We start from the raw sequence: 26,696 nt of genomic DNA, 5'->3' as shown, positions 1-26,696 counted from the left end.
AACTAGTTTATTCAGGAAACATTTTCAAGATTTTTGGATTACAATTTTCATATAATTTACTAAAATTTTTACATAACATTGTATTGTAAAATAAAGTTAGTTTACCATGATGTACAATTATCTTGAAAATTTTGATTAATTTTTAATTTTTCATTTTTTTTAGATTTCACATTTAATCTATTAATATAAACAAAATTCTAAATAGAAATAATAACATAATATAGCTGTGGACAAATCATTATACAGAATAAGAGAATCTGTTTTTGTGTTTATTATTTAATTATCAATAATTATATCTTATTAAATAATTTAAGGAGTTGTGGGTTGAAAAATGAGAAAAGGTATAATAATTGTTGTTGCAATATTTGCTGTTATATCAATTATTATACTTTATTCTTATATAGAGGTTTCAAATGGTCCTATAAAACCATTAGGAAGGCTTTCGTTTGTCAAAATTGAAAACCCAGATATGTATCCTGGACATCCACATTCTCAACTTTTAGCAGAATATGCCGAAGAAAGAGGATCCCAATGTGCTTTGGTTGTACATTTTGCAGGAAGTAGTAACTATCGTAGCTATGGGCAAAACATAAGTGATAATGGTACTAACAAAAGCGTGTATATTATTGAAGCGTCTTATATTGACACTCAAGGCCTGGGCTCTGTAAATTTAAGTGAGATTAACAAATCAGATTCTTTAAATTTGGCTTTGCATGGGATTCCTGCAGGCAGATACAAATATCTGTCTGATGGGGTAGTTTATAATTCCTATGATGATTTAATGACTCATGTTTATACACTTGCCCAGGAACATGGACAGAACGGTTCCATCCCAATGGTGTGGCACGGAAGTGTAAGGGGTGATAATCCAAATCTAAATCCAGGATGTGGATTACCTTTATATTTTGAAATATTAACAAAAACGTATGGAATAATCCCCGCCTATGTATACACAATTTATGGGCTGATTTTCCCCTATCTCCATAATCCTTATACAAATTTTGAGTTATCCAATTATAAAACTCTAGAACAATTATACAATGGTGGGGAATTAAACTTTGATTATACAGATATATCCACAGGTCAATTTCAAAATCAGACAAACAACATAACCGCTAATATAACCAAGAATTTACCTAGTTATGAATAATTCCTTAATTAACAATTTTTGATGAATTTAAATTATAAATCTAGATTTGGGTTATTGTTCCATTATCTAACAATTTCCCGCTTTGGGCATCAACTTTTGCACCACCGATACCATGATTATAATTAATACTATTAGGATTAAGGTCATAGGCATTAACTAAATAATATGGGTGCTGACCATTTTGGACTAATTTAGTAGAATAATTCGTATACTCATAATATGGCACTTTTTTATGAACGACATTTATAGCTTTATCAGAACTAATATACTCTTTTTGAGGATTAATCTGCTCTTGATTATTAAAAGTGTTATTTGTAGAAGAATTAGCTTGATTTATTGTAGCAACATTATCTGTTATAAAATGATCTTGTAAGAGTCCAATTGCTCCAACTCCCAGTATTGTATACAATAAAACTACAGCTACAAAAAATATCTTCACTGTATTATCCATTAATCCGCCTCCAAATTAAATTATTAGAATACTCTTTATTAAATTTTATTAAATAATTTTAATATAATAAATCTGTGAATTTAATCACAACTTTGTTTGCAAGGTATTTTTCAAAATTTTCAATATTTTATATTTCTAAACATCTAATCATTTTTTTTGTAATTTTTTCATCTTGAATAACTTTATGAAAGAATATTGGAAGTTCAAATTTTTAGACAAGAGGATTATTTAAAAAAAATCTATCTATATTATAAATTTATTAATAATAAAATAATATTTATTAAACATTTAACGATTTTAAATAAAAAAAATTTAACAAAAAAGACAAATCTCATAAACCATTATTTATAGATCAATTGGTGTACATGTCGTGGACCATTTTTGCACATTTCTAAAATTTTTGATAATCTATAATAATTTTTCTGTATTATTATTATGTTTAACGAGAATTATATTTTTTTTCTTTTGGATTCCACCTATTTTATGTTCAATTTTTTGTCGAATTATAAAGATTAAACTCTTTTTCGAGATAACTACTTTATCTTCTAAAGTTAACTCTCATTGTTAAAATAATTTTAAATTAACTTACGCTTTCATTTATTGCAGTGTAACATGCACTTACAGCCCGATTAAGATCATTTTGTATGTAACCATCGTTTTTATTATTCATCCAACATTGCCAACTATTTTTTCCATCTGAACAATCGTTTTGCATGATTAAATGAATGTCTCCAATTGAATTATCTATTTGAGGTGTGAGTAATAATGCATTTAGTTCGTAAATACTATGATAGTAATGTGAAGAATTATCTACACAGTGGGGTGCACAGCAACCATCAGCAATGTAGTGTGTGGCAACACCAAAACTATAACTTGCATCTTGATAATCACCGTTTTGATAGTCTATCTTACCTCTGTCCAACCAGTAATCAACTTTGGGTTGATTTGCAGGATATCTTTGATATTTGTAGTCAAAGAACTTCAGATCAGGATCATCGGCACCATCCATCATCACATCTAAACTTAATTTAGATTGAACATCCGCTGGTAATGCATGGTAAGTTGTCACTACTATTTCATAATGAGTCGGTACAGCCCATGCAGCAGCAGGTGAAAGCTGTACAGTTAAAACTACAACAAAAAATAAAACCATTAGCAGTGCTTTTTTCATGATATCATACATTTTATATAAATATATTTGTTAACTATTTAAATTGATTTATTAGATAAAAATGACTTAAAAAATTTAAGATGAAAAAAGGTGTTAGTTTTGCAGACCTTCAAGTATATCTGCAATTTTCCAGTGCTCATTTTTATTTCTCCTAAATTATGTTCTTATTTTTTCTACATTATGTATTTCAACTTTTCTATTACAAATGAATATATGAGTATATGAAATAAATATTTCGAAATTAAATTCATTTAAAAATATAAAGAAGTAAAAAAAAATCCCTTGCAAATGGACAATTATTAAAAAAAGGCTAAATCTCTACAAATGAACTAGCATATCCATACCAACCATACTAAATAGGCATATCTCTACGATTTTTGAATAATTGTATCTTTAACAAATGATCTTTAATTATTTTTTTGATATTCAAAAATAAAGTATTTTAATTCAACTTCGTTATATAAGGCTATAACGAAGTAAATTGAAAATTATATCAATTTCAGAAAACACTTATCACAACATCATTTGATTAATAAATACTTTTCAGGTGTTATTTTAGGATCAGGTAAAAATCAACAAATATAATGTAATACTAATAAGAATTTAATATAATATACAAATCAATTATTTATCAACATTTCAAAATATTCAAGAATATTTTCAATGGATTATTCATAATCTAAATAAGGGTATATGTGATATTACAGTTTATCATATAATTAATAAAATTATCGGAATATAAAAAATTGTATTTTTTTCATGCAACAATTTTACATTCATGCTCATAATCTCCATATCATATGCATTACATGAATACGACTAAACTCTTTCATATTCTCATCCTCCGGGTTCAATATCCTTTACAATCACGTCTGTAACGTTATCGTTGATTTTTTCTACACTTATGTTCTTATTACCCTTAGAATTAAGATCTAAATTAATATAAACTGTATTTTTAAATCCTGATGTATTTCCTTGGTGATAACCCGAATTTGCATTCGAATCTCCACTATTAACCTCTAAATTATGGAGGTTAATGTTCGATGAAATTCCTGAAGTCAATAAAAATAAAGGAACTATTAAAAATATTATAAATATAAACACTCCCTTCTCTTGATTAGTAGTTGTTCTAACTCTGTTTAATCTTTTTAATGCAACAAAATTGGTTCTAATGATAGGATATAAAATAGGACAACCATTGGTCGTGAAGATGTCAAAGAAGAGATGTGATAAAAAACCTGTTAATAAGGCAACACCTATGAAAAAGTTATAATATGCCACCAATACAAAGATAAATACCCAGAATATTGAATGACCTATCCCCTTATGTTTACCAATTAATTTATCAATTACATCTGGAAAAACTGATATCCATCCTGCAAAAATTATTCCTAAAATTATATTATTTAAATTTAATAAATATGCAAATATTAAAAAGAATAATATCGCTCCCGCCATATGTGTGTATTCCCTCATACACGACCTCCTGCATACATCATGGTTCTGAATATTATTAATGCAAACCAGGCTCCACCAAGTAGTATTGCCGCCATGTAAACTGAATTTGCACTTTTTATATAAACAAAAAAACAAATTATACTTATAATAATGTATAAAGAATATGTGATGTTGATCTCATCTTTAGCTGTATCATTCTTATATTCCTCTTTATTTAGAATTTTAAATGTTTCATAAAAAGGATATGTATTTCTATTAATTTTATTTATAAAACTGCAGATGAATTGAATATTTTGAAAGCTATTTAGATATTGATAGATACCAACATACCTTTTACTCAATTTTTCAAAATGATTGAAAATAATTATTAAATTTTCATGATCCAACTCTTTAACTATTGCTTCTTTAAGTTCTGCAACGGTTATATGAGATGAATTAAAACTGTAATCTGGATTAATTAATTTAAGTAATTTTATTAATTGTACCCGAACTGGAACAGGCTCGTTGAAATAAACACAAAAATAATCTTCCTTCAATTTTTCATAACACTGATTTACATCTTTATTATAGAAAATTATGTTTTTATGTTTTTTTATCAAACCGTTAATTTGTATTAACTTCATGCAATATAATATGATTATTACAATATATAAATTTTAGTAATAATTAATTTTTAAATAGGCTAGATAAATATAATTATTTTTAATCCTCAATCACAAATAAATATCCAATAATTATCCAAAGATTCATATCGTACGAGAAAACTCTCAAAATACAATAATATAAAACATTGGTATAAATCAATTATCAATCAAGCAGATAATTTATTTCTCAAGTTTGGTTTCTAATCTTATAATGGATTCAATTCCCACCCGAGGCTTTTTTGCCTTGGGTTTATGTAATAAGTAATATAAATAGTAAATTTTTTATGCATTAAGAAATTTACATACTTATAACTAAACCCAATGCTGATAAAATGGACATAAAACAGGACCCCATATATAGAGAATTTATTTTAAATCGTAACCTTAGACCCGAAACCGTACGGAGTTACACCAGAAAGTTACAAATTTACTGCCAAATAACCGGCCTTAACCCTACACAGCTCATTGAACAAGCTGAAGAGGACGAAGATAATGGGATAAGGTTAAGAAAACGTAGAATTAAAGGCCAACTCCTAAACTATCAAGAATATCTTATCCAGAATAACTTTAGCCCTAGAAAAATTGTAGACAATATCTCAACTATAAGGGGATTTTACAACCATTACGAAATACAAATTCCCAACAGGATTTACAGTAACAATAATCCTGATCTCACAGCTTCAGAAATCCCAAGAAAAGAAGATATCCAACTTGCTCTCAGTAACAACTCATCCCAAAGGTACGCAACTCTAATAATTTTTATGTACACTTCGGGAATAGCAATAGGAGATGTATTGAATTTAAAATTTTCTGATTTTTTAAAATCATTAAAAATTCCCTCCAGTGAATTCAAAAAAATGTTGAATATTGAGTTGTTAAATAATTCTTGGGATGAGAAGAATATTCAAGAGTGGTATGTAAGGCGTCAAAAAACTGGTACCCTACATTATACGTTTAACACCCCTGAAGCCACTAAATATCTCTTTATGTATTTGGAGCAAAACCCTCCAGAAGATTCTAATGATTTTCTTTTAGAGGAAGTACTGGTAATAAGATGAGGGAAGATGTTTTTCAAAGATTTTTAAGGAGACTCAATAAGAAATGTGGATGGTCTAACAATAACCGGCAAATCTTCATTCATAGTCATGTGTTCCGTAAATATTTTTCTAACACTCTTGAAGAAAATGGGATGCCACACCACTATATCCGTCAGATAATGGGACATAGAAAGGATCCACTAACCAGGGCATACTTCACAACACCTTTGGAGAAACTCAGAGAAAGATATTTTAAGTAAATACCTCATTTGTATTTCTTTGAAGAAATAGAAGTTCGAGTAGTTACCGATGAAAAATTAGAAGAGATGGAAAAACAAATAAAGGATTTGAACAAAGCCAAGAAGCTGATTGATGAAATTTTAAACAATCCAACAGTTCTAGAAAAGTTAAATAACGAATCTGATTAGTACATAAGAGTTTTAATAAAAATATTTAGTATTATAGTTTATTAAACTATAACCTAATATTAACAAAACATTTGTTGCATTATTCCCTTTTTGAATTTTTTGTTATTTTTCAATTCTTTATTTAGCTGTTTTATTTTAATGTTAATAGCTGATAAAAAATTTACTATTTTTTCTTGTTCTGGGTATGAAGGAAATTTAATGTGTATTTCCTTTAATTCTTTAACACTTACAACATTTTTAATAGCTGCTCCACGTCCACCAAATATGTGCTGAGTCATTTCACTGCTTTGAAGCAATTCTTTTAAATATAAATTATTAACTCCCGGATGTACTGTTACTTTCAATAATGCTTGATTGATTATACCTTTAGGATACTTATCAGGAATAATTATAATTTTACCTATAGTTCCGGAACAACTTATTAATAAATCACCTTTACCAACACTAAATCTAATCATTTCTTTATATTTTTCTTCAGTAATGTAATAATTACCTAATTCTAAAGAATTTTGAATTGCATTTTTTTGTTCATATACTTTATAACCCGAATCTACAAAGATAGATTTTTTTAAAGACCCTCCGAAAGGACCTCTCGTGAAAATAGCTAAATCTCCTAATTTTTTCTCTTCCCAATTAGGATAAGCATTCTTATTTTCATCTTTAAATCTTAATTTTTGACTGAATAGCTGTTGTATTATTCCGTTTTTAAAGTTTTTCCACAGTTCTTGTTTTTTCTCTAATTTTTCTATTTTTCCATCTAATTTTGACAAAAATATGAGTATTTTATCTTGTTCTTGCTTTGATGGCATGAAAATTCGTATTTTTTTCAATTCTTTAACACTTACAACATTTTTTATTGCTGCACCACGTCCACCAAATATATGTTTAGTTATTGTGCTGTTTTGTAACAATTCTTTTAAATATAAGTTATTCACTTCTGGACGTACTGTTATTTTTAACAATGCTTGATTAATAATGCCTTTAGGATACTTTACAGGAATAACTAAAATTTTACCTATCGTACCTGAACAACTTACTAATAAATCACCTTCTTCAACACTGAATCTGATCATTTGATTATATTTTTCCGGTGTAATGAAATATTTACCAACTTTTATAGAATTTTGAATTGCATTTTTTTGTTCATATACTTTATAACCCGAATCTACAAAGATAGATTTTTTTAAAGACCCTCCGAAAGGACCTCTCGTGAAAATAGCAATATTACCTAACTCATACTCCTCCCAACTTCCATGAAATTCAGGAAAACGAAGTTTAGGTATTGTTTCACTCATCTTAAAGTCTCCTCAAAATTGGAGCTTCTATTCCTAACTCATCACAATATTCCTTTATCTCTGCATCGATCGTATGAATCTCTTGTTCAATGCTTTCAAGTTCACTAACTACAGTTTTTAAATCTACAGTTTCTTCTTCTTCAAAAGTATCCACATATCGTGGAATATTTAAATTATAATCGTTCTCTCTTATTTCATCAAGCGTAGCTAAATGTGAAAACTTATCAATTTCTCCCCTTTTCTTATACACATTTACTATCCGCTCTATATCTTCATCTCTAAGCCTATTTTGATTTTTTATTTTCTCAAAATAATTTGATGCATCGATAAATAAAACATCAGTATCTTCTTCTCTGCATTTTTTGAAAACTAGTATCACTGTGGGAATGGATGTTCCATAAAATACATTTGCTGGAAGTCCTATAACGGCATCTAGGTAATTTTTATCTTCAACTAAATATTTACGGATTACGCCTTCTGCTGCTCCTCTAAATAATACTCCATGAGGGAGTACAATGGCCATAGTACCGTTTTCATCAAGGTGGAAGATCATATGTTGTACAAAAGCAAAGTCTGCCTTTGATTTGGGTGCGAGCTTTCCATATGCACTAAATCTTTCATCATCCATAAAGGTCTGATCCGATGACCAGTTAGCTGAAAATGGGGGATTGGCAACAATGGCTTCGAACTTCATGCCAAAATGCATGGGATTTTCTATTGAATCTCCCTGTTCAAGGTTAAAATCATTAAATTTAACATCATGGAGAATCATGTTCATCCTGGCAAGGTTATATGTGGATTGATTCAATTCTTGACCATAAAAGTCTCCTATTTTAGCTTCCTTAGACACACGTAAAAGTAAGGATCCTGAGCCACATGTAGGGTCATATACGTTTTTAAGATTATTTTTACCCATGGTTACAATTTTGGCTAGTATTTTAGAAACCTGTTGAGGTGTGTAAAATTCACCGGCTTTCTTTCCAGCTGATGATGCAAACTGAGAAATTAAGTATTCATATGCATCACCTAAAATATCATGTTCAGTGTCACCCAATTTAAAATCAATCTCATTTAAATGGAGTAAAACCTTGGATATAATTTTATTTTTATCATCTTCACTTTTTCCAAGTTTTGATGACTCTAAATCTACATCTTCAAATAAATTCATAAAGTCTTCTTCACTTTCATGACCCATAGTAGAATTTTCTATCTGTTTTAGTGCTTTTTGTAGGTTATCTAGTATGAATTCTCCTTTTTTTGCCTTTTTAATTAGATTTTCAAAGAGACATTTGGGTTCGAGGAAGTATCCTAGATTTTCTATGGCCTCCACCTCTACAATTTCATGTAATTCTTTATTTTTGTAAGCTTCTTTAAATTCAACTCCATCTTCTTTGAGTTCATTGTTTAGATAGATCTCTATCTTTTCAGAGAGATATTTGTAGAATATGAAACCTAGCATGTAATTTTTAAACTCGTTTGCATCCATATTACCTCTTAATTCATCGGCTATGGCCCACAGCTTTGTTTCCATTTTTCTTTGATATTCTGACATGAAAAAATTCACTCCCAATAATTAATAGATGATTTTAGTTACCAGCTGAATTTATCAACCAGGCTTACAATAATATCTTTTATCTTCATCAACTTAGAACGTTTCTCTTTTAATCCATATTTTTGTATAAATGATTTTTTTAGTAAATCATTCCTAATTTTACCTGAAAATTCATATTCAGCTATAATACCCTTTGTAATATTATCATCCAAATCTTCTTCATTAATTAATTCTCTAATTGCATTATTTTTTTCTATGTCTATGAAGTTTTCAAAATGACCTTCAATCTTATCTTTATCCCCTATTTCTGGAACGTTATGTTCTATGAACTTATCTATCAGATCTATTTTACTTCTTAGTTCATGTGTGCGTTCCATGGTGTCTATTATGAATTTTTTATCATTATCAAATGATGGACTATCTTTATCAAGTTCTTTAAGAAGAGATAGAATATAAGCAACATTTATATTGTCTCTTCTTATGAGTTCTAGTTCAAAATCTACATCATCCAATACTGAAACCTTTTCAGGACCATTGCTTCCTTTTACTTTTTCATATAAATCCAGATATTTACTCTGAAAATCATTAAACTTCTGCTCAGAGATATTAAGATCATCAAAACTGAACTCAGTAAAAACACTCATCTTAGTAAATAACCTTAATAATTCCCTAAATACCTTAACAAACTTGGATTCCTCAATTTCAGACGGTAAACTATTTACATCCTGAACCTCGGGAGTAATATTACTTAGATCTACTAAAACTTGATTAAATTCATGGGCATACTGGTCATAAGTTTTAACTAGAACATCTTCCAGAGCGTTTTCATCTGAATATAACCTAATTGATTCATCTGTGGATTTTTTAAGATTTCTAAAACAGATTATATTCCCAAATGATTTTTTCTCATTTAAAATACGATTAGTACGTGAAAATGCCTGTAGAAGACCCTGATACTGGAGATTCTTATCAACATATAAAGTATTTAAGAATTTACTGTCAAATCCTGTTAAAAACATGTTTACAACAAGTAAAATGTCAATTTTTTTCTCTTTAACCTTTTTAGATATATCAATATAGTACTCCTGAAATGTATCAGTTGAATAATTTGTTCCAAACATTATATTATAATCAGCTATATATCTTTCTAATTTATCTCGAGAATGTTCATCTCCCTTAATTTCCTCATTCATATCATAAGAAAAAATTGTAGCGATTTTTAGGTCATGATCTTTTCTTTTAAACAGTTCATAGTACTTTGTGAGAACATCAATGGAATTAACAGCAAAAATAGCATTGAACTCACGATTATACGTTTTACGGTCATGATTTAGAATAATATAATCTACTATTTTTTCTAATCTTTTTTCTGATTCCATGAGTTCTTTTCGATCAATATCTTCAACTTCGATATCCAGTTTTGCCTTGTTTTTATGTTTACCTTGATATTCCACTGAAAATCCAAGAACATTCCCATCTTTAATAGCATCTTGAATTACGTATGTATGGAGTCTGTCTTTAAAAAGGCTTTTTGTGGTCATACCATCTATTGAATTAACTGAAAAGATAGGTGTTCCTGTAAATCCAAAGTACTGTAAATTACTAAAAAAGGTTGTAATTACATCGTGCATTTTTCCAAACTGACTTCTGTGACACTCATCAAACATCAACACTATTTTCTTGTTTTTCACCTGTTCAATTCTTTTATGTCTTGCAACAGCACGATACAATTTTTGTATTGTGGTAATTATCAGTTTATTTGGCCCTAAAAGTTGCTTTACTAGAGTTACAGTCTTATCTGTACTATCAACCGAGTCATTGCAAAAGCTGTTAAATTCTTTAAATGTTTGGTAGTCAAGATCTTTCCTATCAACTACTAACATAATTTTATCAATACTATCCTCTTCTGATAGTATTTGGCTGACCTTGAAGGATGTTAAAGTTTTACCACTACCAGTAGTATGCCACACATAACCATGCTGAAGGGTGTTCAAGGCCTTATCTAGAATAGCTTCAACAGCATAATACTGATAGGATCTTAAAACCATAAGAGCCTTGCTCGTTTCATTTAAAACAATATATTTAGATATCATTTTAGATAGATGACACTTTTCAATGAATGTATCAGCAAAATCATCCAAGCTCGAAATGTTCTTATTAGCCTTGTCCTTCCAGGAAAAGGTGTATTTAAAACTTAATTCTTTATTATTAGCAAAATATTTAGTGTTTACACCATTACTGATAATAAATATCTGAACATATTGAAACAATCCTCGATAAGAATGGTGCCTATAACGCTGTATCTGATTAAAAGCTACTTTAAGCTCCACACCTCTTTTCTTTAATTCAATCTGAACCAAAGGAAATCCATTAATAAGTAATGTAACATCATAACGGTTTTCATATACTTCCGTCATAGTAATTTGGTTTGTTACCTGAAATATATTCTTGCACCAATCTTTACTATTAAAAAACTGTAAATAAATAGTTTCATCTTCTCTTTTGACAGCATACTTATCCCTTAGCTTCTTTGCCTTATCAAAAATAGTTCCACTCTCTAAATAGAGTAGTATTTTGTTAAATTCATCATCAGTCAATTCTACTTTGTTAAAGATTTCGAGCTGAGATTTTAAATTCCCTTCCAAACCTTCTTTATTAGTGATATTAACCCTTTCATATCCATCATCCACAAGCTTGTCTAAAAGACATTTTTCCAATGCTGCCTCACTCTGTGTGACCACAACCCCGCCCCCAGTTAACAAAAATGATAAGAATGTATAATATTGTGTATAATTTTAGTTCATGAACTAATTGATTATTATTACTCTTAAGGAGTTTAAATGATTATTTATTACTTAAATAGGTTTAGGTATTATAATTAGAATTCATTTGTTTTTGTTAACTCAAAATGAAGAGTCATCAGTAATTGTTTTCATTTTTTATCACGAAGAAGATAAAATAAAGTGATTAGTATATACCTATCCAATCTAAGGAATTTGATTTTACTAAAGGTAATATTTTATAAAAAAAGTTGTTTGTTACTAAATTATTTATAAGATAGTAATATACTATATAATATGAATAAAATCCCTAGATGTTGGCCTATTCTGTATTCATTATACAAAATGAATAGTATAAGAGGACATTTTTACCTTCAAAAATATATTTATCTAGCTAAGATCGAAGGAGAAATTCCAATAGAATATGAGTTTTCTAAAGATGATTACGGCCCATATTCATTAGGCATTAAAACAGACGCATTTAGACTAAAAGATGAAGGTTATATTGAATTGAATGATGATTATGGAGTATGGATATTTGAAATCACTCCTAAAGGCAGATTAATAATAGAAAAAATAATATCTGCACTTCCCAAAACCAATATTAATAATTTTGATGAAATATTGAATAAATTTCATATATATTCATTTACTAAACTAAAAAATTATGTTTACGATCAACATATCAAAGAAGATGTGGAGAATAATAAATTGAAAAAACAAATTTTATTAGATATCAAAGATTTATTATCAATTTTTAAAAGTTTAGAATCCACTAGTAATTCTATGTTTATTAGAGGTTCATTAGATTATTGTTCTTTGGTACTAAAAAATGAAAATTTAACTGATCCTATTAAAAAAGATATGTTATTAAGTTATATTTCATCATACAATAATTTTGTATTAAAATTAAACGAATTAACGATTGATGAACCTAATATTTTAGAACATTTAAATCTTGAAGAAGCAAATGAAAAGTTTAATTATATCCAAGAAATATGTAGCAAAGAACTCAATATATTTCCACGACTTGATGATGACTCAGTAGATTTAGAATTATTTTTAGATGACGAAGATGACGATCCACTTACCCCATTGTTCACAAGCCCTATACGATGCTAATTGCATAATATATTACTGTTTTAATTTGACCTTAAAAGGTAGAAACGGACGAGTAAATCTTAAATATATGGAATTAACAGATAAAATACATATTTTGACTAGGTATTTTCTAGATAATAATATTGATATATATACTTTAAATCTTATTATGATTGAAATAAGAAGAAAATCTGTCGCTCAAATTGTTGATGAATACTGTAATACTTCAGAAGCCAAGAGAAAATTGGGTGTAAAACATATAAATGATGCTGCAAGGTATTCTATCCAACTTAATATTCAGTCCAAAATTAATAAATTAAAAGATAAGCCGTGGTTTAATATTGAAGAATATGATCCCGACAATACTGATATTGAAAATGTGAAAAAATTTTATGAATCTTTAATTGGCACTGAAAAAATGACGGAACATATAAAGAAAAAAGGAAGTGCTGTCCCCTCTTTTGTAGACATGGCATTATTATGTTATTCTAATGATAATTCTGCACATATAATAACTAATGATACAGATATTACTAGATTCAAACCTGAATTGAAAAGAGATATGATTTGTTTTGAAGTACTAAAATTATCCGAAGTAAGCTTTTGATCTATTAAATTTTAATTCATTGATAAATTTAAATCATTAATATAAAGAAATATACTAATACCCTATCTCTGAGTTATTATTTCCATAATAGTTGGATTTTAACAAAAATACAAAATTCAATAATTCTAATAAAAATTTGAAGATATGTTCATATTATAAATTTAAAAACAAATTTTTTATTCTTAACATTAACTGTCTAAACACCAAAATAATGCCTAAGATTAGATTTTAAATAATTATTACTAAATATTTACTTCGTCATATCGTGCTATGACAAAATAAATCATGAAAATTTACTAAATATCATACTGATTTAATAGGATTTAATATTATATCATTTGATTTGTTTTCCATCATCAGATACGATCCCTAAGACCTTATTCAATCTTTTTGGATAATTTACTGCATTAATTTTTAGATAAAATTCTGCAAAGACTTGTAACGAATCGGGTTCATCACTTAAGCCTTTAGCTAAAATTCCCATTAGAATTTTTCTCTCTTTATCAGAATACGTCGAAATTATATCTATGGTATGCTCAAAAGCTTTATTTGGAGTTTTTAGATTTTCAGCATAGTTTTCATATCCTCCTTCTTTCAAAGCCCATTTAATTTCCCAATAGCCATAGCTGTCTACTTTTAAAGTATAAGTCGAATCTAATAAAGTTTCAATATAAACATCTTTATATAATTCTAAGTTGTGATCGTGAACAAAATCATTCCAAACATCATAAAACTGAAATGGATAAATGGGATATAACCAGACTTTGACATTCTTTGTATCTTTATATTTGTCTAATAAAATAAGGATTGTAGACATTTCTTCTATAAGTTTTTCTAAGTCATATTTATTATGATATTCTTTGGAATATTCCTCCCCTAAAAATTCCCCATCCAAAAAAGAGTTAATATCAAAACTTTCTTCAAGCTTTCCTTCTTCTTTTTCTAATTCCATTTCGTTTTCTTCTTCTTCTCTTTGTGATATTTTACCAAAAACATCATCAATGATATTATGGATTTTAGAATATACTTCATCGTACAAATCAATATCAGCTTTGTCACTATCCCCATAATAATATTCAATATATGCTTCTTTTTCTTTTACAGATAAATTAGATATCATATCATTTATATCATCATAAAATCCAAAATCTGAAAATATAAATTCAAAATCATCTGGTTGAACTACAAAAGTCCACTCATTTAGAAAAGACCATCGATTTGTATAAAATGTATTTAAATTTTTCATTCGATCTTTGAATCGTTCTCTAATTCTTTGATATGCTTCATCATCACTTTCCATCACATTTAGTAATTTCTGAATTTCTGGTCGAGTTAATCTCTCAGATGAATCAAAAATTAATGGATCTGAATTAAAGGCTTGTTTAACTTTTCTTTTATCTTTAGAAGGATCATAACCTATAATTTTTATTTTTTCTTTTTCTAAAAGCATTATTAAGTTACGATCATATGATTTTCTGAGATGTATGGGAACATTTATTCCTAACTCTTTGATAACTGATTCATACAATTCTTTCCCTGATTTGACATTATTTTTAAGGTTTTTTTTAATTATGTTCCCTATTTCATAACCTTTTGCACCTTTGATCTTAACACCTTCTCTATTTTTTTCTATTAGCAATTAAAATTACCAATATGTATATTCATTTTTTCCATGATATAAAAATTTATCTCCTTAGATTATTCATTAAAATTCATAATTCTTGAAAATCGAGGAAGAAAATGATAATTATAAGATAAAGATTGGGAAAAAATTAGGAGGTATAAAATGTCATTTCAACCAATTCTCTATATCAGTATCGGAATTATTTATTTTTCAACAGGTTATTATAAAATTTTAAATGATCCGATATTAGGGATCCTAACCATACTACTTGGTATACTATATATTAAGTGTGGTTTGGAACTTTGGAGAGGAAACTCTGCTAAAAAATAAAATATAATTATTTAAACACCACATAATTCCTTTTTAATCACATATAATACCTAGAAATTGATTATGTTATAAACAAAATCTGTGATTTCATTATATTTATCAGAGTTTCTACAAAATTTGTAATTATCAACTAAATTTTGATAAATAGAAATATCAGGAATATAACCTTTTTCAAATCCCAAAGCTTGTTCAATATCAGGATGATTCTTCAAACAATCTATTATTATTCCTTCATTCTTTAAATCTTCAACATAATCATTGAGCATTTTATGCGAAATTGATTTATTATTTTGGTTTATATTATTTCCATCGTCATCAATGTCTGTATCATACATAATCCAAGTTGGAATACCCATTTTATATAATAGATTTGAAAATTTGAAAAAATGATATTTACCTACAGTATCTATAACTGATATTTCAGAGGTTTTTTTCTCCCCACTATATAATCCATAATCATGTTGAAAAATAAATGAAAATATTGCCTTTTCAGTTGGTCCTTCAACCAAAATAACCTTTTTACTGAGAAATGCATTGGCTCTATCAGGATCTATCCATAATAAATATCTCAACTCATCCTCTAGAGTTATTTCGTCAGCCTTTCTTTGAAGAACATCTGCAGGCCATTTAGTATTTCTTAAAGCATTTTTAGCTTCTGCCATCATTAAACCATTTCTTTGACATATATCATAAAGTTCATCTCCTCTAATTTCCTTTAATTTAGAAATATTATTATCAATAGAAACTCTTTTTATTTGTGAGTACTTTTCTTTCTTAATATTGTTCAAGAAATATGGAGAATGTGAAGTTAAAATCATTTGATTATTTTTCATTGCTGATAAATCTATTAATTTACGTTTAAAATAATCCTGATGATTAGGATGTAAGAAAAGTTCCGGTTCTTCAATTAAGTACAAAGAAAGATTAGAATCTTCGATACTAATATCGGCAATATTACATAAAAGAGAGAAAATTAAAGACCTTTGAAACCCCATCCCTTGAGAATCAAGGGGCAAGTCAGAGTTATTTATACGGGCTTCAAATGATCTTTCAACAAAATCTTCGACTTTTTGAGGCTTTAAATTAAAAGCAATGTCCGTATTTCCATAATCCAACATGTATCTCTTAAGTGATTCATTTAATGTATTAAATGGACTATTATTTTCTTTACCTAACGAATCAGACATTTTATTTATGCTTTTTTCAATATCTAAATACTTATCGTCATCTTTAATTGTTTCAACGACATATTTAGATACCAATTTTTTTATTGTAGATTTACTGGTGAATTTGAATTCATCAGATAATTTTCTGATAGAAGGAACGAAAATTATATCTAAATTAAAGGAAATTCTCCCAATATCTTTTTCTTTTTTATAAGCTTTCCTCAATCTATATTTAGCTCTTTGAGAACTTACTTTTAAATTTTCAAATGGACAATAAGCTTCTACAATAAATTTTTTACCTGTTTCATCAGCAAATTCATTTATAAATTGCGCAGGTATAGTTTCATCATCATCAAAAACAAAATTGATTATTACCGATGGATCACCAGAATAACCCTTTGAAATATCATCTTCTGATATTTTAAGATTCTCGTGACCAAAAAACCATCTTATTGCAAAAATAATATTACTTTTTCCAGAATTGTTTTCTCCAACCAGAATGTTATAATCTTCAATATTTACTGTAGTATTCTTATGTGATTTTATTCCACTAATCTTTATTTTTTCTATTTTCGTTCTAATCATCCCCACTACCAGATAATCGTTATTATATACTAAAAAATACTATAGAATAATATTTGCTATTAGAACGGAATAGAAAAGGTTTAATGTATTACTTTTTTATAAAAGTTTTTATCTAGGATTTTGATGTCTAATTAGAGTTATAGAATAACACCATTCGATAGAAATTATAATTTAAAAGTATTTAATATATTCAAACTTTCACTTTTAATAATACTTAGTTTAATTTTAATACAATCCTTTTTTAACAAGCATTTTTCACATTCGGATGGTATAACATAGCTGCCGTATGCATCACAGTAGATCAAACATTCATTCGCATACTTACTCATTTTTCAAACCTCCATCTCAAGTATTAGTTACTATAATGCTTGTTTCATTATCATCAACATTCTTTATAGTTATATCCTCAGTTACATTTTTTACAGGTCGTGGAAGTTGAATATTTAAATTTGGACTGTTTTTAATAGAATGGCTTGATCCATGTATATTTCCATCTGATCCGTTTGAAACATCCGGTAGGAAGTTTAGACCAAGTATACCATTATCAATGTGTGAGTAACTTGTTGAAAAAACAAAAATGGGAATTAATAGGAACATGAGAGTTATAAAAACTGCTTTGTCTTGTTTTGTACCCGTTTTGATTCTTTTTTTCTCGTTTAAGACGACAAAATTTGTTTTAGACAATGGGTACAATAAGGGAGATCCATGGGTTGTAAGTATATCTAAAACAGCGTGTGATATGATCCCCATAACAAGCCCAGCTCCTATTGTTATATTAAAGAATGAAATTAATATAAATGGGATCAACCAGAATATCGAATGGCCGTAACCTCTATGTTTCCCTAATATTCTATCCCGGATGTCAGGAAATAGTGATATCCAACCTGCAACGAAAAGGCCAAGATATAGATTGTTTAGGTTTATTAGGTATGAAAATGATATGAAATAATTCTCATAAGTTAATCAACATTATAAACCACATGTTTGTGTTTGTGACTGATGAGCTTGCGACGAAGGAACATTACATCAATTAAACAAGAATAAAAAAACACAAATTATTATATTCTATTAATAGTTTATCGGAAATTACATTATGAATAAAGCGTTTAATTAAATTTAGAATAACTGGATATCTTTCAAAAAGGCAAAATAAATATAATATTGAATAGAATTACACTTATTAGATCTGATTGTCTTGGACTTAATAATGGAGATGATATTATTAAATCTTATTGGAGTTTAGATGGACCGGAACCTTGGGGATGGGAAGAAACTGGTAAAATCCACGTGTATGGTTTATCAGGAGTATCTAATAACGAAATAGAAAAAGTTATCGAGATTATAACCGAAGTAATAAATGGATTCTCATTACCGTTATCAGTAAAAAAGGGAAATATCGATAAAAAAGATGATCTTGAACAACTAGTGAAACTATGTTCTTACACAGATGAAATTGATTTTGAATATTTGGAAAAAGCCCTAAACAGAAGAAGGAAAGAAACTAAATTTTTGCCTTATGGTGTAGTAATTGTAGTTAATCAATCATATAGTTTTAAACAATCCAATCATGAAGTTGCAATATACGGGATATCATCATCCAATCAAGGACTAATTGTAATAAAAAGGAAACATATCGGTATAGCCACGAAACATGAATTTGGACACATGATTGGGATAAATAATCACCATCCTAATTGTGTTATGCAATCTAATTGCATTCCTCCGGAATTTTGTAAAAAATGTCAAAATAAGATAAATAATATATGGAAATATGAATGATCATCTAAACTACATCAACAGTATAAAGTAAATGCAACCAAAATGATAGAAGGATATGCAAATGGAAGAAAAAAGAACGCCTAACTCGGTTCTAAAGATTAATTTGGGATTAAATCTATAATTATCATAATTACTTGAAAATGAGATGTTAATATTTTGAAGAGGAGATATTTTATGGGTTATGAATTTAAACCGGTTAAACCGTCTGAAATAAAAAACAAAGTTGAAAAGTCAATTAGATTATTATTAAAATATGATGATTTTCTTTTGTATTCTGATGCTCATGAACGATCTATTACTCATAAATTAGCTGAATATTTACAATCCGAATTTGTAGAATGGAATGTGGACTGTGAGTACAATCGTAAAGGTCATGAATTACCTAAACAATTGAAGGATTGGGAAGTAATCTATGAAGAAGAAATTAATAAAGACAAAGAAAAGATAAAAAATGTTTTTCCAGATATTATTGTCCATCAAAGGAGAACTAGATCTAATTTATTAGTAATAGAAGTAAAAAAATCTTCTAATAATGATACTGGACAGTCAGATAAAGATAAGATCAAAGCTTTCAGAAATGAATTAGGATATAAATATGGTGTATTTATAAATTTTGAAACTGATAAGAAAGCAACAATTAAAGATTTGAAATGGTTTCCGAGTGAAAAATTTTAAAATATATAATATTAAAATTTTTGTCTTAAATTTTACCTTTTACAAATAAACCATCTCACAATTTTTACATCAAATTTTACTAACATAAAAAACAATTCATGGCCATTTAAGTCCATTTCAACTTCAGGATAAATATTATTTATATGGAATAAAACAAACTAATTTTGATAATTATGAATTCTAAAGATAAATTGAGTACTTGGATGAAAAACTTTATTTTAACATTCAGAGAAGAATATGATAAATTATCTGATGAAGAAAAGGAACTAATAACTAATCTTGAAGATTTGAATAAACCTCTTCAAGTTGAATCAGTATGGATTAAAAATGATGAATTGGATATTGATCTCCAATTCCATTTTTTTACACACTTTAAAGATGAAAATGATTTAGATATTAAAGTAGAACTCTTAGATTCTAGAGATTATATTGATTTTCTCAATGAATATTTAAAAAAGAAAAAATGGAATAAACTATTGCATAAAGATGAATCTATACCTTTTATAAAAGATAGAAAATATTCAGATGAAATTAAGATTATTCTTATTAATGGAATTGAAATGTTTAAAAATTATGTTCAAACATTACATTCAGATAGAAAAAGAACGAATTCAAGCTTAATGAAATGCAGAATAAATTTAGATGCATTTGGTTGGGTCCATTTAGGCAAAATTCAAGAAATTGAGCCAAAAAATGAAGTATTTAATATTATAACCCAAATCAAGTTAAAACCTAAACAAAACTCCCATAAACCGCCTGAAGCGAAAATAGAAAAAAATTTAATAGATGGATTTGGAACATTTTTTTATCCACCAATTTGGATTGGTGATCAATTCCCTATACCTTCATTGAAAGATATATTAAATAAAAAACCACTAGTGCAATTTACAAAAACGATTCAAGATATCAATTATAAGAACAAAATCTTAATAATCAAAAGTGATGGCTTTATTGCTATTGGAGAATCTAATAAAAAAAAAGCTATTAAAAAATTAAATGAAATAATGGCAATTGCACTTCTTTTTGATATTCCAGTATCTATAATAAATGAATCTGAACTGGGTACAGTAGAGATAGATCCTGAAGATAGAAGGATCGGAAGTCAATCTATGCCTATAAACTCAATGCGAACAAATTTAATTAATGCACAATGGAATATTCCAATAAATATAGAATTTAACAGAATAAAAGTATCCGAAAATAAAATATATGAATTATTCAATATCGCAGAAAAAATTAAAAACGATAAAATTTTTAAAGATTTCTCAATTTTTTATTTAGAAAGTTATACACATTTTACAAACTATTTATATTCTCAATCATTTATTATTAGCTGGTTAATACTTGAACGTTATTTATCAAATCTTTGGAAAGAAAAAATAATTGATAAAATTAAAGAGGATAATAAACAAGACAAAAATAGAGAAAATGATTTAAAGAATCCAGGTCGCTGGTCAGCATACTACATAATTGAAACGCTGAATCTTTTAGGAATAATAAAGAATGAACAATATAAAACTTTTATGGAACTCAAAAGGAAAAGAGATAAAATTGTTCATGAAGGTCAAGATTGTTCTAAGGAAGAATCTAAAAAATGTTTAGATTTAGCTAAACGTATTCTTAGTGAAAATTTAGTACATAATCCAGAATAAATCTTAATATTATAAAATATTATAACTTACTTAATAATTTTCAACAATTCAAGCTATTCAACTTCGTTAAATCGTTGGGTATATAGCGAATTCATCGATAGCGTTCGTGAACCGGCTCCAAAAAATTGATCAGAAATCCGGGACCCAACAAAAGTAAATGGACGGCATCCTGCGAACAATGGTGAGCTGGTAGGATTCCTATAATATTTGGTGTTGGGGGATTTCTCTATTTTTTGGTTAAGCTTCTCGATAGAGTTCGTAATGTAATAAATTCGTTATATACCGATTTAACGCTCGTTGTAATAGGTTTCCCCCGGAGGGTCGAAAAATTTGTATTTCTGCTCCATGAATTTACTAAGGTCTCTGCATTTATTATGAATTCATCAATTTTTGTGCGCAGTTCATCAATTTTTTTTTCATGTTATTTTCTTTTCTTAGCAATATGTGATATTTTTCACTAAAATTAAATGATCATATTTATTTATATAAAATATATAATAAGATTTGGGATGTTTTTGGAAAGGAAAAACAACATTTTAATTATAATTATTGTAATTTTAGCTGTTTTAATCATTGTAGCAGGTACTTTTGTTTATCAAAATTATAAAACGCAACAAATGGATGTTAATATGCTGAATTTCCATGTAGTAATGTTAGGCGTTGGTACAGAATATGATCAAACCAACAAAATTGCTAATACAACACCAATCAATTACGATCAGATGTATAATAATATTGATGATATGATAAATAAATCAAATCAAGCCAAGTCTTATGAGGAAACAGCATATCAATATGCAGATGGTCCTTACAAGGATGCTATCGCTATGAATCTTAACTCAACTAACTATTATATAACTGAATTAGAGTTATGGAAACAGAGGATACAATTCATACAACAAAATAACCTTGTTGAAACAGCAAATATCAAAAAACAAGAAGATATAGTGACTGGTGAGATGACTAAAATAACTAATGATTTTACAACCTTTGAAGCAACTAACCCCAATATTAAACAACATATGCATAAATATTGGAACTTTACAGACAGTTAACAATAAAATTTTTTGGAATTCATGATATATAATTATAAATTAAAATGTGGTTTGAAATGGAAAAAAATACCAAAATACTTTTAATTGTATGTGTGACTTTATTGGTAGGATTAGGTTTAATTATAGGTTTGTTTATTGAAATGCAATCCAATACACCACAAGTATTAACTACAACAAATAATACGACACTTAAACAGAATACAGTTAATAATACTACTGAAAATATACAATCAAACCAAAAAAATACTATAAGTGAGTCTCAAGCTACAACCATAGCAAACAAATACGCAGCAAAATTTAATTTTACCGCTTCAGGTATTATTAATTATATTGATGCTCCAGCAAGAGGATTACCGGGCAATCCATACTGGAAAGTGGATTTAAAAAATAAAAACCCTAACGGAGAACCTAAACGAGAATATGTATTTATAGATGCCGTAACTGGAAAGGTAAAAAATTAAAATTAAAACAATCTAAACTTCCCCTATTATACATCAACATCTTTCTAAACACTCTAACCTCCCTATATTGGATAACTAAGGTGTGAATACTTATAAACAGATAGTAGACAGTTTTAGGTTAGGATAATTAAATAATATTATGTACCCGCCTCTAGTACCTCACCAGTGATTGCATTAATCTTAACAAACCCGCCAGGACCGATATTAGGATTATCCTGAACTGTAACCCAGTAGTAAGGTGACTTGGATGTAGGATAAGTGTCTATATAATATGTGGCTTTGGGTACAGGCCATGCTGCCTTAGCTATCCTTATCGCTTGACTTTCACCTATATACTTATTTTTAGTATTACTTATCTTGGTTTGATTAGTAGAATTTGTTTGATTACTTTGTGTAGAAGTATTGGTTGAATTTGTTATATTATTTATCATTAAAGGTTTGTTTAAATTGTTACCGAACAATAAACCAACAGTTAAACTCAGTCCTGCGACTAAAATAATAACCACAACAATCAATATCTTAGTTAACTTATCCAACACTATCCCCCAAAACAAATGTTTGTTATAATCTACAATAAAACTTTCTATTTTTACATTTTTATGCCTAAAATTAAACAGAATATAGCTAAGGGCCGAAAAATTCTTAATCTAAGCAAAATAATTTAAGAAAAAGATTAGAAACATTAGTTTCTACCAATTTAAATGAGAATTGGTTATACACGTTTCATTATCTTTTTTAATAAGTAGATCAAAATAATAATATGGAGATAGATCTTTGAAAATAACGAGAATAATTTTTATTTTGGTATTAATAGCATTTATTGTAGCAATTGCTGGTTGTACAAGCCAAAATAATAATTCTTATAATACAAGTTCAATTTCAAATTATAATAACTCCTCTAATACTCTATCAAATCTAAATAACAGTCTTACAACTACTAAAAATTATGAAGCCAGTGGATATTGTCCATATGTAGTTGATGGAGATACAATCGATGTAGATGGTGTTGGTAGGATACGATTTGTCGGAGTAAATACTCCTGAAAGAGGCCAGCCAGGATATCAAGAGGCAAAAGATTTTGTATCAAGTTTATGTCTTGGAAAAACAGTAGGTTTAGACATTGACGATGCTAAACATTATGATAAATATGGAAGAATTCTCGCAGTCGTTTATGCAGGAGATACTAATGTGAATGCAGAATTACTAAAAAAAGGCTACGCAGAAGTTATGTATATTCCTCCTTCAGAATTTAATCCTTATTCATGGGCAAACAGCTAATAATGAACTTTATATTTTAATTCATCAGAAAATAGCATAATGTAATGTTTAGGGGGTATTCTTTGTGGATAATACAACAAAAATATTAATAGTAGCTTGTATCGTCTTAGTAGGTGCATTAGGAGTTACAGTAGGTTTTATTTTGACAAATTTCTTTTCCAATGGTGATAGTAATAACATTAATACTACTCTGATATCTCAAAATAATAGTACTAATTCTACTGTTGGGGTGCCTAAACAGAATGTTACAACAGCAAACGCAGAAAGTAAATACATTAACAAAGTTTGCCGCAGATGTGGAAAGACTTTCAAAGTACCTCGAAATGGCGAACAATCTTATTACTGTGATGCTTGTTTAAATAGTCCCGAACTCCGAAAGCAATGGGAAGAGGAAACAACATAAAAATATTAATGGAATCATAAAAATGCGCATACAATAATCATGAACCTAACACGATCAATGAAGTATATAATGTAAACATTACCTTATACTAATACTTTTAAATCAAGCGAGCTGTTCTTCCAATAGGATTAAGAAAAATATTTCTTAATGATATAATCATCAGGTTAATCATCAGGTTACTAAAACATAATGAGTACTAGACCTTTACCTTTGGTTTCAATTACTTCAAGATCTTACAAAATCAAAAGCCACTCATAAAATAACTATTTTATTGTTTCTTCAAAGATTAAGGATATTTTTACAAAAGTTGTAAGTTTCTTCTACTTGTGTAGGGTTATGAACTTCAGGTAAAACATGAAAAGGTCTATCTGATTTAATTTTTGAATCTAAGTTATCTGCAACATATTTCCAAGGGATATCGTCTTCTATTGATGGAGTTCCATGATTATGGTGTATATGAACTCCGTATAGGCTGTTGTTTGGGATTTTATCGAATTCATCAGTGAAACTCTCCCCAAAAAATTTGGAATTTGTGTATAATTGTTGAATATCAAGTACTATTCCAACTTTATCTGCTAATTGAGGATATTTAGTAGAAAAAAATTCCCAAAATTCATTTAAATCTTCTCCACTGGCTATAAACTGCCTAATCCTATTTTCTACAAAAATTATTACTTTTTTATGGTATTTTTCAAAAAATGTAGTATATAATGTATTTATTCCTTCTGAAAATACTTTAATATTATTTTGGCCTTCTAGAAATGTTCCAGGATGAAGTTCGATTGCGTAGGGTTCTATCCCTAAAAAATCTATTATGCTAAAGATATGCTTCAAAAATTGGTTCATCCACCTTGGATCATACCATTTGAGTTGCTTTTTATTGTTTTCAACAGGTTCTGTATGTAACATATATTTTAATTCATTATCATCTAATTGTTCTATGGAATAATAATCACTAACAGTTTTTGGATTAACCATTGAATCATTTTTAAGAAAATTAGCGGGCATTTCTATTAAATTAAAGTCTCTTGTTTTATATTTAGAATTTATATCCTCAAGACTCATTAAACGAGTTTTCAAGCTATCTCGATTCTCAGATGTATGAAATATTCCAATATTAGGATAAGTAAAAATAATTTCTTTTACTTTATTTTCATGCATTTTATCCCATTCAAATATTTAATGTTTTTAAGTATAATATTATATTATTGTTTGAATTAAATATAATAATTTTATTATCATAATAATAATTTGGAGGGCAAAACAATGGATAATAATGAAATTAGAAGGGAAATTCTAGAAGTATTATATGAATTTGAACAAGATGATCCTGGAAGAAAAGTAAATAGAGGTCATATAAAAGAAAAATTGGATATAGATTATAAACAAATTAAATCTAATATTAGATGGTTAGAAGGCGAAGGTTATGTAAAAGTAGACTGGCTACCCCAAACTTTTCTTTCGTTAATTACTAACCGTGGTATTAACTTAATTGAGAATAAAGAAGAATTTAATAAAGAATTTCCTCTAATAAATGTACAAAATATAATTAATAGTAAAGGCATAGTGATAGATTCTAATAATGTAGATATCAAAATTGATGAAAGTATTGATATAAAAGCAACTTTTAATAGTATTTACGAAGACATTGAGATTCATGACAACTCAGATGAAGTTGAGAAAAGAATATTAATGATTGAAGAAATGTTAAAGAAAGATAATATCAATACATCTAAAATTAACGATGCTGTAGGTTGGCTAAGAGTAAATGCTAATTGGACAATACTGCCTTTAATTCAGATTATAGTAAGTTTATATGGTCTTTATTTACCCAAGTAGTTCATTATAAGATTTAATTTGTTACCTTTTAATTTAGTCAAATTTATTCGTATACCTGTTCAAATAAACTCATTTATAGATCTTTCTGGATTACGTTACTTAGAAAAGCAAGAGAGTTATTAATGAAAGCTAACTAACTATTGAATCTTTATATCCATATTAGAGAAGAAATCAC

The 26,696-nt window shown here is 27.9% G+C and carries 28 protein-coding genes; 15 read left to right on the top strand and 13 right to left on the bottom strand.

The annotated features are described in order from the left end of the window. Positions 1–331: 331 nt before the first annotated feature. Positions 332–1,150 carry a hypothetical protein gene (locus DL91_RS05105; RefSeq protein WP_048190521.1) on the top strand — a complete coding sequence of 273 codons (819 nt, stop codon included), beginning with the start codon at positions 332–334 and terminating at the stop codon, positions 1,148–1,150. A gap of 40 nt (positions 1,151–1,190) precedes the next feature. Here DL91_RS05105 and DL91_RS05100 read toward each other — a convergent pair whose 3' ends face one another. From DL91_RS05100 to DL91_RS05085, 4 genes are all read right to left on the bottom strand, one after another. Beyond that, positions 1,191–1,601, bottom strand: coding sequence for a hypothetical protein (locus tag DL91_RS05100; protein ID WP_048190520.1), 411 nt, complete (start codon positions 1,599–1,601; stop codon positions 1,191–1,193). Between the two features lie 580 nt (positions 1,602–2,181). Next, complete coding sequence (locus DL91_RS05095; RefSeq protein ID WP_048190519.1) at positions 2,182–2,772, bottom strand: zinc dependent phospholipase C family protein; 591 nt, start codon at positions 2,770–2,772, stop codon at positions 2,182–2,184. Positions 2,773–3,609: 837 nt separating this feature from the next. Continuing rightward, on the bottom strand, positions 3,610–4,248 hold the full coding sequence (locus tag DL91_RS05090; RefSeq protein WP_048190518.1) for a metal-dependent hydrolase: 639 nt from the start codon (positions 4,246–4,248) through the stop codon (positions 3,610–3,612). After that, positions 4,245–4,766 (bottom strand): hypothetical protein, encoded by a 522-nt coding sequence (locus DL91_RS05085; protein ID WP_231551395.1) that lies wholly within the window; start codon positions 4,764–4,766, stop codon positions 4,245–4,247. Before DL91_RS05085 ends, DL91_RS05090 begins: the two co-directional genes overlap by 4 nt. A gap of 440 nt (positions 4,767–5,206) precedes the next feature. Here DL91_RS05085 and DL91_RS05080 point away from each other — a divergent pair, with 440 nt between their 5' ends. Continuing rightward, a complete protein-coding gene (locus tag DL91_RS05080) occupies positions 5,207–5,932 on the top strand; it encodes a hypothetical protein (protein ID WP_048190516.1) in 726 nt (241 codons plus the stop codon). Continuing rightward, positions 5,929–6,171, top strand: coding sequence for a tyrosine-type recombinase/integrase (locus DL91_RS05075; RefSeq protein ID WP_048190515.1), 243 nt, complete (start codon positions 5,929–5,931; stop codon positions 6,169–6,171). Before DL91_RS05080 ends, DL91_RS05075 begins: the two co-directional genes overlap by 4 nt. A 227-nt stretch (positions 6,172–6,398) precedes the next feature. Here DL91_RS05075 and DL91_RS12835 read toward each other — a convergent pair whose 3' ends face one another. Genes DL91_RS12835 through DL91_RS05060 form a run of 3 tightly spaced genes read right to left on the bottom strand, consistent with a single transcriptional unit; the run spans position 6,399 to position 11,927 of the window. Further along, on the bottom strand, positions 6,399–7,634 hold the full coding sequence (locus DL91_RS12835; RefSeq protein ID WP_052374206.1) for a restriction endonuclease subunit S: 1,236 nt from the start codon (positions 7,632–7,634) through the stop codon (positions 6,399–6,401). A gap of 1 nt (position 7,635) precedes the next feature. Then, positions 7,636–9,186, bottom strand: coding sequence for a type I restriction-modification system subunit M (locus DL91_RS05065; RefSeq protein WP_048190514.1), 1,551 nt, complete (start codon positions 9,184–9,186; stop codon positions 7,636–7,638). 38 nt (positions 9,187–9,224) lie between these two features. After that, positions 9,225–11,927, bottom strand: a complete 2,703-nt coding sequence (locus DL91_RS05060; RefSeq protein WP_048190513.1) for a type I restriction endonuclease subunit R — start codon at positions 11,925–11,927, stop codon at positions 9,225–9,227. Between the two features lie 384 nt (positions 11,928–12,311). Here DL91_RS05060 and DL91_RS05055 point away from each other — a divergent pair, with 384 nt between their 5' ends. Together DL91_RS05055 and DL91_RS05050 are read left to right on the top strand one after the other, a co-directional pair. Then, complete coding sequence (locus DL91_RS05055) at positions 12,312–13,088, top strand: hypothetical protein (RefSeq protein WP_048190512.1); 777 nt, start codon at positions 12,312–12,314, stop codon at positions 13,086–13,088. A gap of 67 nt (positions 13,089–13,155) precedes the next feature. Further along, positions 13,156–13,674 carry a hypothetical protein gene (locus DL91_RS05050; protein ID WP_048190511.1) on the top strand — a complete coding sequence of 173 codons (519 nt, stop codon included), beginning with the start codon at positions 13,156–13,158 and terminating at the stop codon, positions 13,672–13,674. A 334-nt stretch (positions 13,675–14,008) separates the two neighbouring features. Here the strand turns inward: DL91_RS05050 and DL91_RS05045 are convergent, their stop codons facing one another. Then, on the bottom strand, positions 14,009–15,313 hold the full coding sequence (locus tag DL91_RS05045; RefSeq protein WP_048190510.1) for a hypothetical protein: 1,305 nt from the start codon (positions 15,311–15,313) through the stop codon (positions 14,009–14,011). 147 nt (positions 15,314–15,460) lie between these two features. Here DL91_RS05045 and DL91_RS13545 point away from each other — a divergent pair, with 147 nt between their 5' ends. Further along, complete coding sequence (locus DL91_RS13545; protein ID WP_156096023.1) at positions 15,461–15,628, top strand: hypothetical protein; 168 nt, start codon at positions 15,461–15,463, stop codon at positions 15,626–15,628. A 50-nt stretch (positions 15,629–15,678) separates the two neighbouring features. On the opposite strand, the gene DL91_RS05040 is transcribed toward DL91_RS13545, so the two are convergent. The 3 genes from DL91_RS05040 to DL91_RS05035 form a co-directional block, all read right to left on the bottom strand. Beyond that, positions 15,679–17,379, bottom strand: coding sequence for an ATP-dependent endonuclease (locus DL91_RS05040; RefSeq protein WP_048190509.1), 1,701 nt, complete (start codon positions 17,377–17,379; stop codon positions 15,679–15,681). A gap of 164 nt (positions 17,380–17,543) precedes the next feature. Beyond that, positions 17,544–17,708 (bottom strand): hypothetical protein, encoded by a 165-nt coding sequence (locus DL91_RS13540; RefSeq protein ID WP_156096022.1) that lies wholly within the window; start codon positions 17,706–17,708, stop codon positions 17,544–17,546. Between the two features lie 16 nt (positions 17,709–17,724). Next, positions 17,725–18,195 carry a metal-dependent hydrolase gene (locus DL91_RS05035; RefSeq protein ID WP_304412460.1) on the bottom strand — a complete coding sequence of 157 codons (471 nt, stop codon included), beginning with the start codon at positions 18,193–18,195 and terminating at the stop codon, positions 17,725–17,727. Here DL91_RS05035 and DL91_RS14155 point away from each other — a divergent pair. The 6 genes from DL91_RS14155 (at position 18,177) to DL91_RS05010 (ending at position 23,001) form a co-directional block, all read left to right on the top strand. Further along, on the top strand, positions 18,177–18,323 hold the full coding sequence (locus DL91_RS14155) for a hypothetical protein (protein ID WP_231551394.1): 147 nt from the start codon (positions 18,177–18,179) through the stop codon (positions 18,321–18,323). The genes DL91_RS05035 and DL91_RS14155 overlap by 19 nt on opposite strands. Before the next feature lie 217 nt (positions 18,324–18,540). Further along, positions 18,541–19,158 carry a hypothetical protein gene (locus DL91_RS05030; protein ID WP_048190507.1) on the top strand — a complete coding sequence of 206 codons (618 nt, stop codon included), beginning with the start codon at positions 18,541–18,543 and terminating at the stop codon, positions 19,156–19,158. A 174-nt stretch (positions 19,159–19,332) separates the two neighbouring features. Then, positions 19,333–19,833: a hypothetical protein gene (locus tag DL91_RS05025; protein WP_048190506.1), complete on the top strand. Its 501-nt coding sequence runs from the start codon at positions 19,333–19,335 to the stop codon at positions 19,831–19,833. Positions 19,834–20,036: 203 nt separating this feature from the next. Then, a complete protein-coding gene (locus DL91_RS05020) occupies positions 20,037–21,485 on the top strand; it encodes a hypothetical protein (protein ID WP_048190505.1) in 1,449 nt (482 codons plus the stop codon). A 515-nt stretch (positions 21,486–22,000) separates the two neighbouring features. After that, a complete protein-coding gene (locus DL91_RS05015) occupies positions 22,001–22,540 on the top strand; it encodes a hypothetical protein (RefSeq protein ID WP_048190504.1) in 540 nt (179 codons plus the stop codon). 56 nt (positions 22,541–22,596) lie between these two features. After that, positions 22,597–23,001: a PepSY domain-containing protein gene (locus DL91_RS05010; RefSeq protein WP_048190503.1), complete on the top strand. Its 405-nt coding sequence runs from the start codon at positions 22,597–22,599 to the stop codon at positions 22,999–23,001. A gap of 137 nt (positions 23,002–23,138) precedes the next feature. Here the strand turns inward: DL91_RS05010 and DL91_RS05005 are convergent, their stop codons facing one another. Next, complete coding sequence (locus DL91_RS05005) at positions 23,139–23,537, bottom strand: PepSY domain-containing protein (RefSeq protein WP_048190502.1); 399 nt, start codon at positions 23,535–23,537, stop codon at positions 23,139–23,141. A 238-nt stretch (positions 23,538–23,775) separates the two neighbouring features. Here DL91_RS05005 and DL91_RS05000 point away from each other — a divergent pair, with 238 nt between their 5' ends. Both DL91_RS05000 and DL91_RS04995 read left to right on the top strand, forming a co-directional pair. Beyond that, entirely contained in the window at positions 23,776–24,279 is a 504-nt protein-coding gene (locus DL91_RS05000) for a thermonuclease family protein (protein WP_081882609.1), read from the top strand. A 64-nt stretch (positions 24,280–24,343) separates the two neighbouring features. Continuing rightward, positions 24,344–24,682: a hypothetical protein gene (locus tag DL91_RS04995; RefSeq protein WP_048190501.1), complete on the top strand. Its 339-nt coding sequence runs from the start codon at positions 24,344–24,346 to the stop codon at positions 24,680–24,682. A gap of 279 nt (positions 24,683–24,961) precedes the next feature. Here DL91_RS04995 and DL91_RS04990 read toward each other — a convergent pair whose 3' ends face one another. Further along, a complete protein-coding gene (locus tag DL91_RS04990) occupies positions 24,962–25,843 on the bottom strand; it encodes a hypothetical protein (RefSeq protein WP_048190500.1) in 882 nt (293 codons plus the stop codon). A 105-nt stretch (positions 25,844–25,948) separates the two neighbouring features. Here DL91_RS04990 and DL91_RS04985 point away from each other — a divergent pair, with 105 nt between their 5' ends. Continuing rightward, complete coding sequence (locus DL91_RS04985) at positions 25,949–26,521, top strand: hypothetical protein (protein WP_048190499.1); 573 nt, start codon at positions 25,949–25,951, stop codon at positions 26,519–26,521. The last annotated feature ends 175 nt before the right edge of the window (positions 26,522–26,696 follow it).

The sequence above is a fragment of the Methanobacterium sp. SMA-27 genome (genome assembly GCF_000744455.1).
In the GTDB taxonomy this organism is placed as follows: Archaea; Methanobacteriota; Methanobacteria; order Methanobacteriales; family Methanobacteriaceae; genus Methanobacterium_B.
Note: the sequence above shows the minus strand (reverse complement) of the source record. Positions and strands in the feature narration are given on the sequence as shown.

Coding starts and splice junctions, on each gene's coding strand:
- DL91_RS05075 (WP_048190515.1), top strand. CDS start 5,929: ATGAGGGAAGATGTTTTTCAAAGATTTTTAAGGAGACTCAATAAGAAA.
- DL91_RS04990 (WP_048190500.1), bottom strand. CDS start 25,843: ATGCATGAAAATAAAGTAAAAGAAATTATTTTTACTTATCCTAATATT.
- DL91_RS05090 (WP_048190518.1), bottom strand. CDS start 4,248: ATGAGGGAATACACACATATGGCGGGAGCGATATTATTCTTTTTAATA.
- DL91_RS05095 (WP_048190519.1), bottom strand. CDS start 2,772: ATGAAAAAAGCACTGCTAATGGTTTTATTTTTTGTTGTAGTTTTAACT.
- DL91_RS12835 (WP_052374206.1), bottom strand. CDS start 7,634: ATGAGTGAAACAATACCTAAACTTCGTTTTCCTGAATTTCATGGAAGT.
- DL91_RS04985 (WP_048190499.1), top strand. CDS start 25,949: ATGGATAATAATGAAATTAGAAGGGAAATTCTAGAAGTATTATATGAA.
- DL91_RS05055 (WP_048190512.1), top strand. CDS start 12,312: ATGAATAGTATAAGAGGACATTTTTACCTTCAAAAATATATTTATCTA.
- DL91_RS13540 (WP_156096022.1), bottom strand. CDS start 17,708: ATGAGTAAGTATGCGAATGAATGTTTGATCTACTGTGATGCATACGGC.
- DL91_RS05050 (WP_048190511.1), top strand. CDS start 13,156: ATGGAATTAACAGATAAAATACATATTTTGACTAGGTATTTTCTAGAT.
- DL91_RS05065 (WP_048190514.1), bottom strand. CDS start 9,186: ATGTCAGAATATCAAAGAAAAATGGAAACAAAGCTGTGGGCCATAGCC.
- DL91_RS05080 (WP_048190516.1), top strand. CDS start 5,207: ATGGACATAAAACAGGACCCCATATATAGAGAATTTATTTTAAATCGT.
- DL91_RS05040 (WP_048190509.1), bottom strand. CDS start 17,379: ATGATTAGAACGAAAATAGAAAAAATAAAGATTAGTGGAATAAAATCA.
- DL91_RS05020 (WP_048190505.1), top strand. CDS start 20,037: ATGAAAAACTTTATTTTAACATTCAGAGAAGAATATGATAAATTATCT.
- DL91_RS13545 (WP_156096023.1), top strand. CDS start 15,461: ATGTCATTTCAACCAATTCTCTATATCAGTATCGGAATTATTTATTTT.
- DL91_RS05025 (WP_048190506.1), top strand. CDS start 19,333: ATGGGTTATGAATTTAAACCGGTTAAACCGTCTGAAATAAAAAACAAA.
- DL91_RS05100 (WP_048190520.1), bottom strand. CDS start 1,601: ATGGATAATACAGTGAAGATATTTTTTGTAGCTGTAGTTTTATTGTAT.
- DL91_RS14155 (WP_231551394.1), top strand. CDS start 18,177: ATGGGATCAACCAGAATATCGAATGGCCGTAACCTCTATGTTTCCCTA.
- DL91_RS05105 (WP_048190521.1), top strand. CDS start 332: ATGAGAAAAGGTATAATAATTGTTGTTGCAATATTTGCTGTTATATCA.
- DL91_RS05010 (WP_048190503.1), top strand. CDS start 22,597: ATGGAAAAAAATACCAAAATACTTTTAATTGTATGTGTGACTTTATTG.